Source organism: uncultured Prevotella sp. (genome assembly GCF_946407605.1).
Classification (GTDB): domain Bacteria; phylum Bacteroidota; class Bacteroidia; order Bacteroidales; family Bacteroidaceae; genus Prevotella.
The window spans coordinates 24,470-39,239 of record NZ_CAMJOS010000002.1 but is presented as its reverse complement, the minus strand read 5'-3'; the positions used below and the strand labels follow the sequence as shown (position 1 = coordinate 39,239).

The 14,770-nt window shown below is 47.7% G+C and carries 13 protein-coding genes; all 13 read left to right on the top strand.

The features are described from left to right. Positions 1–25 precede the first annotated feature (25 nt). Positions 26–844, top strand: a complete 819-nt coding sequence (locus Q0R57_RS01125) for a 1-acyl-sn-glycerol-3-phosphate acyltransferase (RefSeq protein WP_294743068.1) — start codon at positions 26–28, stop codon at positions 842–844. Positions 845–872: 28 nt separating this feature from the next. Next, complete coding sequence (locus Q0R57_RS01120; protein WP_294743066.1) at positions 873–1,865, top strand: GNAT family N-acetyltransferase; 993 nt, start codon at positions 873–875, stop codon at positions 1,863–1,865. 440 nt (positions 1,866–2,305) lie between these two features. Next, entirely contained in the window at positions 2,306–4,015 is a 1,710-nt protein-coding gene (locus tag Q0R57_RS01115; protein ID WP_294743064.1) for a sialate O-acetylesterase, read from the top strand. 20 nt (positions 4,016–4,035) lie between these two features. Continuing rightward, on the top strand, positions 4,036–5,220 hold the full coding sequence (locus Q0R57_RS01110) for a hypothetical protein (RefSeq protein ID WP_294743062.1): 1,185 nt from the start codon (positions 4,036–4,038) through the stop codon (positions 5,218–5,220). Positions 5,221–5,377: 157 nt separating this feature from the next. After that, positions 5,378–6,604 (top strand): DUF6242 domain-containing protein, encoded by a 1,227-nt coding sequence (locus Q0R57_RS01105; RefSeq protein ID WP_294743061.1) that lies wholly within the window; start codon positions 5,378–5,380, stop codon positions 6,602–6,604. Positions 6,605–6,623: 19 nt separating this feature from the next. Continuing rightward, positions 6,624–7,343, top strand: coding sequence for a DUF6089 family protein (locus tag Q0R57_RS01100; protein WP_294743060.1), 720 nt, complete (start codon positions 6,624–6,626; stop codon positions 7,341–7,343). 18 nt (positions 7,344–7,361) lie between these two features. Next, the gene (locus Q0R57_RS01095; RefSeq protein WP_294743059.1) at positions 7,362–8,150 is read left to right on the top strand and encodes an isoprenyl transferase; all 789 of its coding nucleotides are present in this window, start codon (positions 7,362–7,364) and stop codon (positions 8,148–8,150) included. A gap of 63 nt (positions 8,151–8,213) precedes the next feature. Beyond that, positions 8,214–10,898 carry a POTRA domain-containing protein gene (locus Q0R57_RS01090; protein ID WP_294743393.1) on the top strand — a complete coding sequence of 895 codons (2,685 nt, stop codon included), beginning with the start codon at positions 8,214–8,216 and terminating at the stop codon, positions 10,896–10,898. 47 nt (positions 10,899–10,945) lie between these two features. Further along, on the top strand, positions 10,946–11,464 hold the full coding sequence (locus Q0R57_RS01085; protein ID WP_294743056.1) for an OmpH family outer membrane protein: 519 nt from the start codon (positions 10,946–10,948) through the stop codon (positions 11,462–11,464). 59 nt (positions 11,465–11,523) lie between these two features. Then, entirely contained in the window at positions 11,524–12,027 is a 504-nt protein-coding gene (locus tag Q0R57_RS01080) for an OmpH family outer membrane protein (RefSeq protein ID WP_294743054.1), read from the top strand. Between the two features lies 1 nt (position 12,028). Further along, on the top strand, positions 12,029–12,565 hold the full coding sequence (locus tag Q0R57_RS01075; protein WP_294743052.1) for an OmpH family outer membrane protein: 537 nt from the start codon (positions 12,029–12,031) through the stop codon (positions 12,563–12,565). After that, a complete protein-coding gene (gene murI, locus Q0R57_RS01070; protein WP_294743050.1) occupies positions 12,562–13,401 on the top strand; it encodes a glutamate racemase in 840 nt (279 codons plus the stop codon). The genes Q0R57_RS01075 and murI overlap by 4 nt, the downstream gene beginning before the upstream one ends. Next, positions 13,401–14,735, top strand: coding sequence for a dGTP triphosphohydrolase (gene dgt / locus Q0R57_RS01065; RefSeq protein ID WP_294743048.1), 1,335 nt, complete (start codon positions 13,401–13,403; stop codon positions 14,733–14,735). The genes murI and dgt overlap by 1 nt, the downstream gene beginning before the upstream one ends. Positions 14,736–14,770: the final 35 nt, after the last annotated feature.

Sequence of the window (14,770 nt, the reverse complement as noted above, 5' to 3'; positions counted from 1 at the left end):
TCTATAGTCTATAGAATAGAAGTAGATGGAGAAGACGATTGACATAGACCAGATTCTCAAAAACAAGATGGGTAAGAAAGCCCGATGGGTACCACGTCCTTTGGTGTGGTGGCTGAAACATATTGTTCATGAAGATCAGATTAATGAACATCTATGGCAAAGCCGCGATTTGAAAGGTACGCCATGGCTCAAAGCCACACTTGATTTCCTAAAGGTACGTATCGAGGTGAAAGGAATAGAGAATCTGCCTTCTAAGGATGATCCGAGTCGTTATACTTTTGTCAGCAACCATCCTTTAGGTGGTATTGACGGTGTGGCTATTGGTTCTGTCATTGGTGAGCATTATGATGATAACTTCCGTTATTTGGTCAACGATCTTCTCATGAACCTCCCAGGTCTGGCTCCACTTTGTATTCCTATCAATAAGACTGGCAAGAACGGACGTGACTTTCCTGCTATGGTGGAGGCGGGCTTCAAGGGTGATACCCATATCCTGATGTTCCCCGCTGGACTTTGTTCACGTCGTAGAAATGGTGTTATCCGTGACTTGGATTGGAAAAAAACATTTATTACCAAGAGTATAGAGACCCATAGAGATGTTGTTCCTATCTATTTCGAAGGCCGCAACAGCAATTTCTTTTACCGTCTCTCAAACATCTGCGATCGTCACATAAAGAAAGTGAATATTGCGATGCTGTTTTTGGTTGATGAGATGTTTAAAAACACGGGTAATACATTTACCATAACGATTGGCAAGCCCATACCTTGGCAGACGTTTACTAGTGAGAAAACATCGATGGAATGGGCAAATTTTGTTAAAGAAGAAGTATATAAACTCCCATAAATAAGACTCAAAGCAAACAATTAAAACGATGGAACAGCCAATTATTGACCCGATTCCTGTAGATGTTCTGAAAAAGGAACTGACACCCGACCTTCAGTTGCGCATGACTAACAAGAGCAACAACAAAATCTACATCATTACGGCCCATAATGCGCCGCATGTGATGCAAGAGATTGGACGTTTGCGTGAGATTGCTTTCCGTGAGGCAGGTGGAGGTACTGGCAAGGAAGTGGATATCGATGAATTCGATACTTGTGATAATTGTTATAAGCAACTCATCGTGTGGAATCCAGAGGCTGAGGAGATTATTGGTGGTTATCGTTATTTGGAGGGAAATAAATGGCAACTTGATGAGAATGGACAGCCTATTTTGGCAACTAGTCATATGTTCCACTTCTCAGAAAAATTCCTCAAGGAATACATGCCATATACCATCGAGTTGGGTCGCTCGTTTGTTAGTTTGCCTTATCAGAGTTCTAAGATGGGTGCCAAAAGTCTGTTTGCCCTCGACAACCTGTGGGATGGCCTTGGAGCATTGACTGTCATCATGCCCAATGTGAAGTATTTCTTCGGAAAGATGACCATGTATCCAAGTTATATACGTGAAGGTCGTGACATGATTCTATATTTCCTAAAGAAGCATTTTTCTGATAAAGACGAATTGGTTATTCCTCTTAAGCCGCTGAAGATTGAGACTGATGAGCGTGAGCTCGCAGCCATCTTTACTGAGAATGATTTCAAGGAGGATTATCGCATCCTCAATCAGAGAATTCGTGCATTGGGTTATAATATACCTCCATTGGTTAATGCTTATATGAGCCTTTCTCCTACCATGAAGCTCTTTGGCACGGCCATTAACTATGGCTTCGGTGATGTGGAAGAGACAGGTATCCTTATAGCAATGGATGAGGTTCTTGAAGAAAAACGTGTACGTCATATTGATTCTTTCATCAAGGAGCATCCAGAAGCCCTAAAAATTACTAGTGGCGCCAATAAGGTTATATACAAAGAGAGAAATTGACATAAATCAATAATTCATGCTGTTTGCGCAAACAAATTGCACAAAAGCATGTTTGATTGTCAAAAAAGTATTACCTTTGTATTGTAGTCGTGACGACTACGCACGTTATTCATTAGGTTAGTAGTTAATAGATTTAAGGTAAAGATTATGTTATTAGATTTACAGACAACGAGTCTGTTGGCGTTAGTGGCTATTTCCACTATTCTGAGTATTGTTACTCTGATGAACACCAACATTCGTTGAAAGGAGCGCGGGGTGAGCGATTCATACCGCGCTCTTTTTTTTTGTCTCATAATGATAAAAGGGGTAAAGAATAAACCTGTGCAAAAGGGTGATATGCGACAATTGTAATAATGCATGAAACAAAACAATAATCATTAATCAAGGATTCTTCGTAATTTTGCACCGTCATTCATCAATAACGCAAATCACTAATAAATATGAAACGACCAATACTTGCAATCGCTATGGGTGCCCTGACTTTGATGGGAGCCACACAAGCACAAAAGGCTAACGCCGAAGTAGATCCCAACTTTTATATTTACCTGTGTTTCGGACAGTCAAACATGGAAGGCAATGCTCAATGGGAGTCAATAGATAATTCCGTGGACCCACGATTTAAGATGCTGGCTACCTGTAACTTCTCCTCGCCGTCGCGTACCTTGGGAAAGTGGTATGTTGCCAAATGTCCAATTGTCAGTCCGGTAGGCAAACTCGGCCCCACTGATTATTTTGGTCGCACCATGGTAGCCGCCCTTCCTGCCGACGTGAAGGTGGGTGTGGTAGCTGTGGCCATGGGTGGTAGTCCTATTGAGATGTTCGATAAAGACAAATACCAGCAGAAATTGAACCAGAACCCCAATGAGTGGTGGGCACAGATTGCCAAAAACCATTACGGCGGTAATCCCTATGGACGTCTCATCGACATGGCCAAGAAGGCACAGGAATCGGGTGTCATTAAGGGTATCTTGCTGCATCAGGGTTGCTCGAACAACGGAGACCCTAACTGGCCCAATATGGTCAAGAAAATCTATAACGATATGTTGACAGACCTCGGTCTTTCTGCCGACAGTGTCCCCCTGTTCGTTGGTGAGACCCTGCGTCAGGAAAATGGTGGTTCATGTTATGGTCATAACGTGCAAGTGGATCGTATGCCCAGCGTGGTTCCCACTTCGCATGTCATCAGTTCCGAAGGACTGCCTGGCAATGGTCAGGATCCTTGGCACTTTAGTGCCCTGGGCTATCGTATCTTGGGTAAGCGCTACGCTTTTGCCGCCCTTGAGTTGATGGGTAAGGAGCTGCTTTGTGACACAGCCTATAATCTGACTTATGGTTATAAGAATTTCTATCTGGCAAAGAGTGTCAACATGGAAGTGCCTGAAAGCATGTCGGCTATGCCCGGTCAGTACATAGGCCATAACATTTCTGCCACGGCTACCTTCAAAGATAATCATAAGGAAGACGTGTCTGGAAGTCTGATTTTCAATAGTGAAGACCTTGTTATCAATAATGGCGTCCTTTCGCCCAAGTATGAGGGTAGTGGTGCTGTCGAAGTCATTTATATGGATTTCCTGCGCAACGAACTGAAGAAGGATACCACCATGCTCGACGTGAAGTTCTTCCCCTTCAAGCAGGAGAGTCTGACCCTTTTCAAGGGTAATGCCAGTTTCACTGAGGCAGACAGCACATTCTCCATGAAAGCCACATCGCAGATAGGTTGGGCATATGATGCAGGTGCAGACATGTCTGATTATAAGTATCTGGTAATCAAGCTTAAGGAACCTGTCCAGAAGCAAAGTTGCACAGTGCGCATCTTCGCTCAGAACGATGCTTCGTCTTCCAGCTATTTTAGCAAGACAATCGGCAAGAATGATACGATGGTATATATAGACCTTAACGATATGGTGCGTTCGGGTCGTAAAATCAGTCCGTCACATGTTTGTATCGTCAGTTTCTATAGTACTGCAGTAGTTACTCTTAAGATGGAAGATATCTATCTGACTAATGAGGATATTACTGGTATTGAGGCTATTAACAATGATCCTGTAGAAAACGCTGCGACTTACGACCTGTTGGGCCGTCAGGTGCATCAAAAGATTCTACGACCAGGTATCTATCTCAAAGGCGGAAAGAAGATTTTAATTAAATAATATCAACCAATAACATCTTTATGAAATCAATCATCAAATTATTGCTGGCCATGGCACCCTTGTCGGGTATGGCTGATGAACCTGAAGTACCACTGGTTTTTAAAGCGGAGAATACCTTTGCTCTTTACAAGAAACCAGCCCTGCCTTCCGTAGACAAACTGCCCATTATTAGAGAGTTACCCGATCCTCTGAAAGGTGTTAAGAAATATAAAGATTGGGGCAAACGCCGTGCTGAGATCGCAGCCCAGATTCAGCATTACGGCATTGGAGAGAAACCTGCGGTGAAGCCCGAGCAGGTGAAGGCTCGCATGGATGGTGACACGCTGATAGTCGATGTTACTGTCAATGGACAGACACTGACCTTGCGTTCAGAGATTCGTTATCCCAAAACAGGTCAGGCACCTTATGCTGTTATGATAGGCACCAGTGGTATCTCCCTGCCCAGAAAACTGTTTGATGATAGACCCATTGCTACAATGGTGTTCCACGAAAAACAAGTGAACGACTACGGACAGTTTGGCCGCCACCATGAAAGAGGAGAACATAATTTCGACCGTCTCTATCCTGATTTGAAGGACAATGGCGCTTATAGCGAATGGGCTTGGGGATTGAGCCGTATCATCGACGGACTGCAGCAATTAGGTCCTGAAGTAACGAAGATTGACACTCAGCATATTGGTGTTACGGGTTGTTCGTATGCCGGAAAGATGGCCCTTTATTGCGGTGCTTTCGATGAACGTGTGGCGCTGACTATTGCTCAAGAACCTGGTGGCGGTGGTGCTGCTGCCTGGCGTGTATCACACACTCTGGATGAAGTGGAGAGCCTTGACAGAACAGACTATCACTGGTTTAAGGAGAGCCAGCTCGAGAATTTCCATGGTGACTCGGTCTATCGCCTGCCTTATGACCAGCATGAGTTGTGTGCGCTCGTCTTCCCTCGTGCCCTGCTGTTATTGGGCAACCCCGACTATAAATGGCTGGCCGATGAAGCTATGTTGCCCTCTGCACAGGCAGCCCGTAAGGTCTGGGAGCGTTTTGGCGTAGCTGACCGCATGGGGTGGAGTATTGTTGACGGTCATGGACATTGTCAGCTACCCGATAGTCAGGTGCCAGAGGTTCAGGCATTTATCGATCGCTTCTTACTTGGTCGTTCTGCCGATACCAGCGACGTCAGGATAGTGAAAACCGACAAGTTTAAACACTAAAAAATATGGTTTTGGACGCAAAATCGCGCGCACAAACCTAAAAACAACTTAAAATATAGGCTATAAAGATATATTTTATTTAATAAAGCGGTCATTTTGGCCGCTTTTTGCTTTTTTGTGCGTAAATTTGCAGGCAAAATTGAATAAAGAAGACTCAATGAAAAGAAATTATCGGGTGCTGTACATCCTATTCGCACTCTCGCTGACAGTCACATCGTGCCTCAAAGACAATGACACGGACTCTGATGTAGCCTATAGCGATGCGGCTGTCACTGCCATCACTTTAGGTTCTCTGAACTGCTATACACAAACCACATCGTCAAACACAGGAAATGATACTATTATCAAGACGGTGTTGACAGGTTCAAATTATTACATGACTGTAGATCAGGTCAACAACCTCATCTACAACAATATTGAACTGCCGCAAGGTACAGACCTTGCCCATGTGCTTCTCAGCAGTATCTCAACCAAGAATAACAGTATCGCTACGATGAAAGATCCTTCCAATGGCAAATATGCGCTCATCAGCGCCTATGACTCCATTGACTTCACGACTCCCCGTATTATTCGTGTATACTCATCTGATTTGACCTATGAGCGTGACTACACCATGACGCTCACAGTCAGTAAGACCGATGGTATGAAGCTGGGATGGAAGAAGACGGCTACTGAGACAGCACTTGAAGGATGGGCAGACAAGGTTCTCGTTGCTTTTGCCGACAGCGTCAGATTGGTTGATCGAGGTGTTGTGGTGAAAGATGGCATTGCCTACAGAATGAATGGCACCAAGGTGCAGCAATCTAGTGACCTGGACAACTGGCAGGATGTCGCCACAGCCGACCTCAGCCTCTTGCTGGGTTCTGCTTCTGCCGAGCTTTTTGCAAAGGGTAGCGATGGAAAGATGAAACACTCTGTTGACAATGGCGTCACTTGGCAGGATGAGGCTCTCGACGAGGATGCCTCCTTGCTGCCTACCAGCCAGATTGCCATGACATATTGGAATTATACTCCTATCGATTCTGCTGACTTCGTGCTGATGGCAGGTACCAACCAACAGGGCGATGTGTGCTTCTGGCGCAAAGTCAGTCAGTATGGTGGCGATTACAAGGGAGGTCAATGGGTGTACATGCCCATTGAGGCCGGCAACTATTTCGTATTGCCTCAGCAGAACAACCTGTCGATTGCATATGTTGATAAAGTGCTTTATGCTTTAGGCAGTAACAAAATTGTTTACACCTCACGTGACCAAGGTCTCACTTGGCATCAGAATAGCAATTACGAACTGCCTAGCGATATCCAAGGCACAGCGTTCGCCATGACTGCCGATAAACAGGGTAACCTTTGGCTGGTGACCAATGCCGGACAGGTCTGGAAACGTTAAACCTCATACCACTGCCTACATGAAATTCTCCATTTCATCGTCCATCTTGAGCATCTGCTTTCTGCTGCTAGCCGTTATAAGGCCAGCAGCTGTTTGCGCACAGGACGAGCCGGAGTATAAGATGGAGATTGGAGCTGGCGTAGGTCTCATGAACTATCTGGGCGACTTCAACGGCAGCCTGCTGAAAGACTTCCAACCCATGGGTGGTATTGTGGCAAAATACAAGAGTAACCCAAGGGTGGCATGGAGTGCACAGTTGAACTATGGAACGTTGAAAGGCTACTCGAAGAATGCCAACACCTGGTATCCAGAGTCTGCTGACCAGCCCGGTGCTATGGAGCCAGTGTCTTTCAAGACAAAGTTGGCCGACCTCAGCCTGAAATTCGAGTATAACTTCTGGCCTTATGGCACGGGACGCGAATATTATGGCGCCAAGCCTCTCACTCCTTATATCGCCCTAGGCGCTGGTCTGGCCTTCGCCAAGGCAGATGAGTCGGTAGTGGCTTTTCAAATGCCTATCGGCTTCGGTGTGAAATATAAGTTGCAGAGTCGACTTAACCTCTCGTTAGAGTGGATGATGCACATCTCGGGCAGCGACAAGCTTGATGGCATTCGCGACCCTTACGGCATCAAAAGCACCGAACTGTTTAAAAATACCGACTGCTACTCCACCATACAAGTCGCACTGACCTATGAGTTTCTGGAGAAATGCAAGACATGTCATAACGACAGAGAATAAGAAAACAATATAGTGATTATGAATAATCAATTAGATATGACCCGCATACCACAGCACATTGCCATTATCATGGACGGCAACGGTCGCTGGGCCATGGAGCGTGGCAAGGAGCGCACCTTCGGCCATCAGGCTGGTGTAGAGGCCGTGCGACGCATCACCTCAGAGTGCACCCGACTGGGTGTGAAGTTCCTCACGCTCTACACCTTCTCTACTGAGAACTGGAATCGCCCCGACAACGAGGTGGCAGCCCTGATGGGACTGGTGCTTAGCTCGCTGGAGGATGAGATCTTCATGAAGAACAATGTCCGCTTCCGCGTTATTGGCGATGTCAAGCGCCTGCCCGATGCTGTGCAGCAGAAATTGCACGAGACAGAGGAACATACAGCCAAGAACGATGCCATGACCATGGTAGTAGCCTTAAGCTATAGCAGCCGCTGGGAGATTACCAATGCTGTGAAGCAGATTGTCAGTGAGGTACATGACATGGATGAACTTCCCGAGAACATCTTTAAGAACATCAAGACGGGTGGCATCCGCGCCGAAGATATCACCGAGGAGTTTATCAGCCAGCATCTCTGCACCAACTTCATGCCCGACCCCGACTTGCTCATCCGCACAGGCGGCGAGGTGCGTATCTCCAACTATCTGTTGTGGCAGATAGCCTATTCAGAGCTGTATTTCTGCGACACCTATTGGCCTGACTTTGATGAAAAAGAGCTTCACAAGGCTATAGAGAGTTTCCAGAGTCGCCAGCGTCGTTATGGAAAGACAGAGGCTCAGGTGGAAGAGGAGGAAAGTGAAAAGTAAAAAAGAAATAAAGAAGATAATAAAGTGATCTGTTTTAGTATCATAGATAAGGTAAAAGGATTGGTGAGGGGTGTTCTGCCTTTCTGCCTTTTTGCCTTTACGCCTATTGGAGCCTTCGCGCAAAACAAGATTGTCAATCCCGATATCTCATATGCCGGCACACCGCGTCAGTGTGAGATTGGAGGTATCACCGTCAAAGGTGTCGACGACTACGAGGATGTTGTGCTTATAAACCTGTCTCAGCTTTATGTGGGTCAGTCCATCGAAGTGCCGGGTAGTGAAATCACAGAGGCAGTGAAGCGCTATTGGAAGCACGGCCTGTTCTCAGAAGTATCAATCACTGCCGACTCTATTGTCGACTCGAAAGTTTATCTTTGCATCCATTTGTCTCTGCGTCCACGTATCAGTGATATTCAGTATCATGGTGTCAAGAAGGGCGAACGTTCTGACTTGGAAAGCAAACTCGGAATGGCTAAGGGTACCAGTCTCACCAAGAATGTCATTGACCGTGCCACCATCCTGGCAAAGAAATATTTCGATGACAAAGGTTATAAGAATGCTGAGATTGATATCCGCCAGAGTGATGATATCACTGGCAAGAACCAAGTGATTCTTGACGTTTATATTGACAAGAAAGACAAGATGCGTGTCAAGGAGATTATCCTCGAGGGCAACGATAAGTTATCCGATAGTCAGATTAAAGGACAGTTCTTTTCCAAGAGTGCCCTGAAGACCCTTCATGAGGCTGGCAAGCTGAAGAACCTTTTTAAGACGAAGAAGAAATTCACCCCAGAACGCTATGCAGAAGCCAAGCGCAACCTCATAGACTATTACAACGAGCTGGGATTCCGTGATGCCGCCATCATCGAAGACTCTGTGTGGAATGTGGATGAGAAACATGTCAGTGTGCTGTTTCACATTGATGAAGGCGACAAATATTACTTGCGCAACATCTCGTGGGCTGGTAATACGGTGTTCAATACCGATGATCTTAATGGCCTGCTGGGCATGAAGAGCGGCGATGTTTATAACCAGAAGCTCATGAATAAGCGCCTGTTTGAAGACGATGATGCCGTACACAACTATTATTATAATAATGGTTATGTGTTCTCCAACGTTGAACCCACCGACATCAATGTTGTAGGTGACTCCATCGATGTGGAGGTACGTATCCAGGAAGGTCCTCAAGCCCACCTCAATAAGGTGAACATCTATGGTAACGATCGTCTTTACGAGGAAGTGGTACGTCGTGAATTGCGTACCAAGCCTGGTGACCTCTTCAGCAAGGAGGCTATTATGCGTTCTGCCCGTGAGATTGCGTCGATGGGTTATTTTGACCCAGAGTCGGTATCTCCCGATGTGAAGCCCGACTATGAGAATGGTACCGTTGATATCGACTGGAATCTCGAACAGAAGTCCAACGACCAGTTGGAACTGTCGTTAGGATGGGGTCAGACAGGTATCATTGGTCGTGTGGGTATCAAGTTCAACAACTTCTCTTTACGCAACTTGTTGGGTAAGAATAAGTTACATCGTGGGTTCCTGCCTGCTGGTGATGGCGAGCAGATTGGACTGAATTTCCAGACCAACGGTCGTTACTATCGTTCTTATAACGCCAGCTATTCTACGGGATGGTTTGGTGGCAAGCGTCCTAACGCCCTCAGCGTCGGTGTCTATTACTCTAAGCAGACCGACGTGTCGAGCAACTACTACAACTCGGCCTATCTCAACTCCCTGAGCTATATGTACTCAGGTATGGGTTATTATAATAATGGTTATTACAATAACTATGAGAGCTATCTCGACGATGACAAGTATATTCAACTTATTGGTGTCTCGTTAGGGTGGGGTAAGCGTCTGCGCTGGCCCGATGACTACTTCCAGTTGTCAACCACGCTGGCATATCAACGTTATATGCTGAAAGACTGGCAGTATTTCCTTATCTCTAATGGTAACTGTAATAATATTAACCTGAGTCTGGCTCTGTCACGTACCTCGACGGACAACCCCCTCTTCCCGCGTCAGGGTTCAGAGTTCATGGTGTCTGTATCACTCACCCCGCCTTGGTCACTCTTCGATGGCAAAGACTATGCTAATTTGGCCACGCAGACCACTTATAACAATGACTACGACCGTTGGCAGAACGAGCAGGCTGAGAAATATAAATGGGTGGAGTATCACAAGTGGAAGTTTAAGAACCGCACCTATACCGCCCTTAGCAGTGGACAGAAGTGCTTCGTGCTGATGACACGTGTGGAGTTTGGACTTTTAGGCTCCTATAATAAGAATAAGAAGTCACCCTTCGAGACCTTCTATGTGGGTGGTGACGGTATGAGTGGCTATTCTACCAGCTATGCAGAAGAGACCATTGGTCTGCGCGGATATGACAACGGTTCTATCTCATCAACGGCTTATGTCATGGGTGGAGAGTGGACAGGCAGTCGCTATAGTTCCTACGATGCCTATGCCTACGACCGCTTCACGCTCGAGTTGCGTTATCCCTTTATGTTGGGTAACACCACCATCTACGGACTGGGCTTCCTCGAAGGTGGTAATGCTTGGGCTAAGACACGCGATTTCAATCCCTTCGACATGAAACGCTCCGCAGGCTTCGGCGTACGTCTCTATCTGCCAATGGTTGGATTGATGGGTATCGACTGGGCCTACGGTTTCGACAAGGTCTACTATAGTGGTGGCTGGCAGCGTGGTGGCGGACAGTTCCACTTCGTACTGGGACAAGAGTTCTAATATAATTGAGAATAGAAATTCAGAATTGATAATTAAAACAGAGAGTTATGATTAAAAAAGTTCTTTTCTGCGTTTTATGCGCTTTCTGTGTGACATTGACTTCTTCTGCCCAGAAGTTTGCTTTGGTCGACATGGATTATATCTTTAAGAATATCCCTGCCTACGAACGAGCTAACGAGCAACTCTCGCAGGTGTCAAAGAAATGGCAGGCTGAGGTCGATGCGCTTACCACTGAGGCCCAGACCATGTACAAGAACTACCAGAATGAGGTAGTGTTCCTCTCAAAAGAACAGAAGAAAGCCAAGCAGGATGCCATCATGGAGAAAGAGAAGCAGGCTAGTGACCTGAAACGTAAGTATTTCGGTCCTGACGGTGAATTGTTCAAGAAACGCACTGCTCTGATGACACCTATTCAGGATGAGGTCTATAATGCCATCAAGGATGTGGCCGACCTCCGTGGTTATCAGTTGGTGCTCGACCGTGCCAGCGATGCCGGCATCATCTTCGGTTCACCCAAGATCGACATCTCCGACGAGGTGCTGAAGAAATTGGGATATTCTTATTAATAATATATCGACACTCCGATAATAACAAAAAAATAAACAATAAAAACAATTAAGTCAAAATGAAAAAGTTTATCATTTGCGCTATTTGCGCTTTCTGCGGTCTCACCGCATCTGCTCAGGCCAAGTTCGGCCACGTTAATTCACAGGAAATCATTCAGGCCATGCCTGAGTTCACTACCGCACAGGCCGACATTCAGAAGCTTACCCAGCAGTATGAGGCCGACTTGAAGAGTATGCAGGACGAACTGCAGAAGAAAGCTGAGGCTTTCGAGAAGGAAGAGAGCACACTGCCCGACAACATCAAGCAGCGCCGCAACCAGGAGCTCAACGACCTCTACCAGCGTATCCAGCAGACCTATCAGGACAACCGTAACGCTCTTGACAAGGCTCAGCAGGAGAAGATGCAGGCCATCACCAGCAAGGTGCTCGATGCCATCAAGGCTGTGGGCCAGGAGGGCAACTATGTCTATATCATGGAGATGGGTGCCGGCATTCCCTATATCAGCACAACGCTGTCTACCGATGTTACCGCTCTGGTCAAGACAAAACTCGGTCTGAAATAATATGAAGCATACCCTCATACTGATACTCATGATCCTCCTCGCTGTGCCTGTTTCGTCACAGGAGGAGGTTCCTGTTTCTACGGTACAGCCCAACGTTATCATCGGCTATCTCAGCTATGACTCCGCCCTGGTGTCTATGCCTGAATATAAGTCGGTGATGGATCAGCTGGACAAACTTCGTCAGGCTTACGAGGCAGAGCTGCAGCGGGTCGAGGAGGAGTTTAATCGCAAGTACGAGGATTTCCTCGACGGACAGAAAGACTTTCCCCGCACCATCCTGTTGAAGCGGCAGGGCGAGCTGCAGGACATGATGCAGCGCAATCTGGCGTTCAAGCAGCAGGGGCTGGCCGACCTGTCCAAGGCCGAACGTGAGTTGCTGGCTCCGTTGCGCATCCGTCTTAACGAGACCATCGCCACGTTGGCCCGTAATAAACACCTGGCTGTGGTGGTCAACACCGATTCCAATGCCTGCCCGTTTGTCGAGCCGATGTTGAGTGTTGACCTCAACGAAGAGGTGATTCGCCGACTGAAGAGATGACATTACCACAAGGACCAGGTCCCATAGGGGTGTTCGACAGTGGCTATGGTGGTCTTACCATCCTGCATGCTATTCGTCAGCGCCTGCCCGAGTACGACTATCTGTACTTGGGTGATAATGCTCGTGCACCCTATGGCTCCCGTTCTTTTGATGTCGTCTATCAGTTCACGCGTCAAGCCGTGCTCCGTCTCTTCGAGATGGGCTGCCATCTGGTGGTGCTGGGCTGTAACACCGCCTCGGCCAAGGCTCTGCGCACCATTCAGCAGAAAGACCTGCCCCAATGGGATGCCGACCGCCGTGTGCTGGGCGTCATCCGTCCCACTGCCGAGATCATCGGCAATATCACTCAGAGCCGTCATGTGGGCGTGCTCGCCACCGAAGGCACCATCCGTAGCGAGAGCTATAACATGGAAATTACCAAGCTGCATCCCGACATCAGCGTCACGGGTGTGGCTTGTCCGTTTTGGGTGCCGTTGGTAGAATATAATGAGGCCGACTCGCCTGGTGCCGACTATTTCGTCAAGAAGCGCATCGACCAGATTATGCACCTCGACCCGGCCATCGATGCCATCATTCTGGGTTGTACCCACTATCCGCTGCTGATGCCAAAGATATTAAAGTACCTGCCTGCGGGCGTGTGTGTGATACCTCAGGGCGAGTTTGTGGCCGACAGCCTTGCATCTTATCTGCAGCGTCATCCTGACATGAAGCAGCGTTGCTCCACAGGTGCCACCGCACGTTATCTAACTACTGAAAATCCTGACAAGTTCAGTGAGTCGGCACGTATCTTCCTTCACGAACCTGTCGAGGTAGAACATATCACACTTGAAGGTTAATGGATTGGATACAGCTTATATCAAACTGCCGTCTGGGACAGGAGTCCCGTCATTTGGAGCGTCATGACGATCGTACGGAGTTCAAACGTGACTACGACCGTCTCATCTTCTCAGCACCCTTCCGTCGTCTGCAGAACAAGACGCAGGTGTTCCCACTGCCTGGTAGCGTCTTTGTACACAACCGCCTCACCCATTCCCTCGAGGTGGCCAGCGTCGGCATGTCGTTAGGCAATGATGTGGCTCGCCATCTCTGTCGTCGTGATCCTGCTCTTGCCGATACCCTCGTTGCGGAGATAGGACAGATTGTGGCCACTGCCTGTCTGGCCCATGACCTGGGCAATCCGCCCTTCGGCCATTCTGGTGAGAAAGCCATCCAGACCTTCTTCACCGAGGGCAAGGGCGCCTATCTGCAGCAGCATGTGTCGCCTGAGTTCTGGTCCGACATCACCCGTTTCGATGGTAATGCTAACGCCTTCCGCCTGCTTACTCATAGCTTCAAGGGACGCCGTGTGGGTGGTTTCGCTATGACCTACAGCACCCTCGCCAGCATCGTTAAGTATCCCTTCCCGTCATATAGTGCCACAAAAAACAAATTCGGCTTCTTTACTACAGAGCGTATCCACTATGAGGCGCTGGCCCAGCGTCTGGGCATCCCTCAGATTTCTTCCGAGCCTGGCCACGAGCGATGGGCCCGTTATCCCCTGGTCTATCTTGTTGAGGCTGCCGATGATGTCTGCTATGAGATTATGGACCTGGAGGATGCCTTTAAGTTGAAAATCCTCACCTATCAGGAGACGTGCGACCTCATGCTGTCCTTCTTCGATGCTGAGAGTCAGCAGCACATCCTTGCCCGTATTGACGAGGAGCAGCTCACTGATGTTAATGAGAAGATACAGTATTTACGTGCCTGTGTTATCGGCAAACTCGAAAACGAGTGTGTCAGCGCCTTCATTGCCCATGAGGACGAGATACTCAATGGCACCTTCAGTGGTTCGCTCATCGATGCCGTAGCGCCCATCCAGCGTGAGGCCTATCGCCACTGCACCAAGATATCCCGTGAACGTATCTATCGCAGTCAGCCCGTGCTCGACGTCGAGCTCTCCGGTTACCGCATCATGGCAACCCTCATGGAACTGATGGTCGAGGCTATTGAGCATCCGGAACGCTACTATTCCCAGCAGCTCATTGGTCGGGTGAGCAGTCAGTACGACATTGACAATCCCGACCTCGAGACACGTCTCATGGCCGTCATCGACTATATCAGCGGCATGACCGACGTCTATGCGCTTGATGTCTATCAGAAAATCTGTGGCATCTCCCTGCCTATTATATGATATTGTTAAGTTCAATATAAAACAAACTGAGGGCG

Bases quoted from the DNA above. Each gene is read 5' to 3' on its own strand.
- Q0R57_RS01125 (WP_294743068.1), top strand. From the start codon at position 26: ATGGAGAAGACGATTGACATAGACCAGATTCTCAAAAACAAGATGGGT.
- Q0R57_RS01120 (WP_294743066.1), top strand. From the start codon at position 873: ATGGAACAGCCAATTATTGACCCGATTCCTGTAGATGTTCTGAAAAAG.
- Q0R57_RS01115 (WP_294743064.1), top strand. From the start codon at position 2,306: ATGAAACGACCAATACTTGCAATCGCTATGGGTGCCCTGACTTTGATG.
- Q0R57_RS01110 (WP_294743062.1), top strand. From the start codon at position 4,036: ATGAAATCAATCATCAAATTATTGCTGGCCATGGCACCCTTGTCGGGT.
- Q0R57_RS01105 (WP_294743061.1), top strand. From the start codon at position 5,378: ATGAAAAGAAATTATCGGGTGCTGTACATCCTATTCGCACTCTCGCTG.
- Q0R57_RS01100 (WP_294743060.1), top strand. From the start codon at position 6,624: ATGAAATTCTCCATTTCATCGTCCATCTTGAGCATCTGCTTTCTGCTG.
- Q0R57_RS01095 (WP_294743059.1), top strand. From the start codon at position 7,362: ATGAATAATCAATTAGATATGACCCGCATACCACAGCACATTGCCATT.
- Q0R57_RS01085 (WP_294743056.1), top strand. From the start codon at position 10,946: ATGATTAAAAAAGTTCTTTTCTGCGTTTTATGCGCTTTCTGTGTGACA.
- Q0R57_RS01080 (WP_294743054.1), top strand. From the start codon at position 11,524: ATGAAAAAGTTTATCATTTGCGCTATTTGCGCTTTCTGCGGTCTCACC.
- Q0R57_RS01075 (WP_294743052.1), top strand. From the start codon at position 12,029: ATGAAGCATACCCTCATACTGATACTCATGATCCTCCTCGCTGTGCCT.
- murI (WP_294743050.1), top strand. From the start codon at position 12,562: ATGACATTACCACAAGGACCAGGTCCCATAGGGGTGTTCGACAGTGGC.
- dgt (WP_294743048.1), top strand. From the start codon at position 13,401: ATGGATTGGATACAGCTTATATCAAACTGCCGTCTGGGACAGGAGTCC.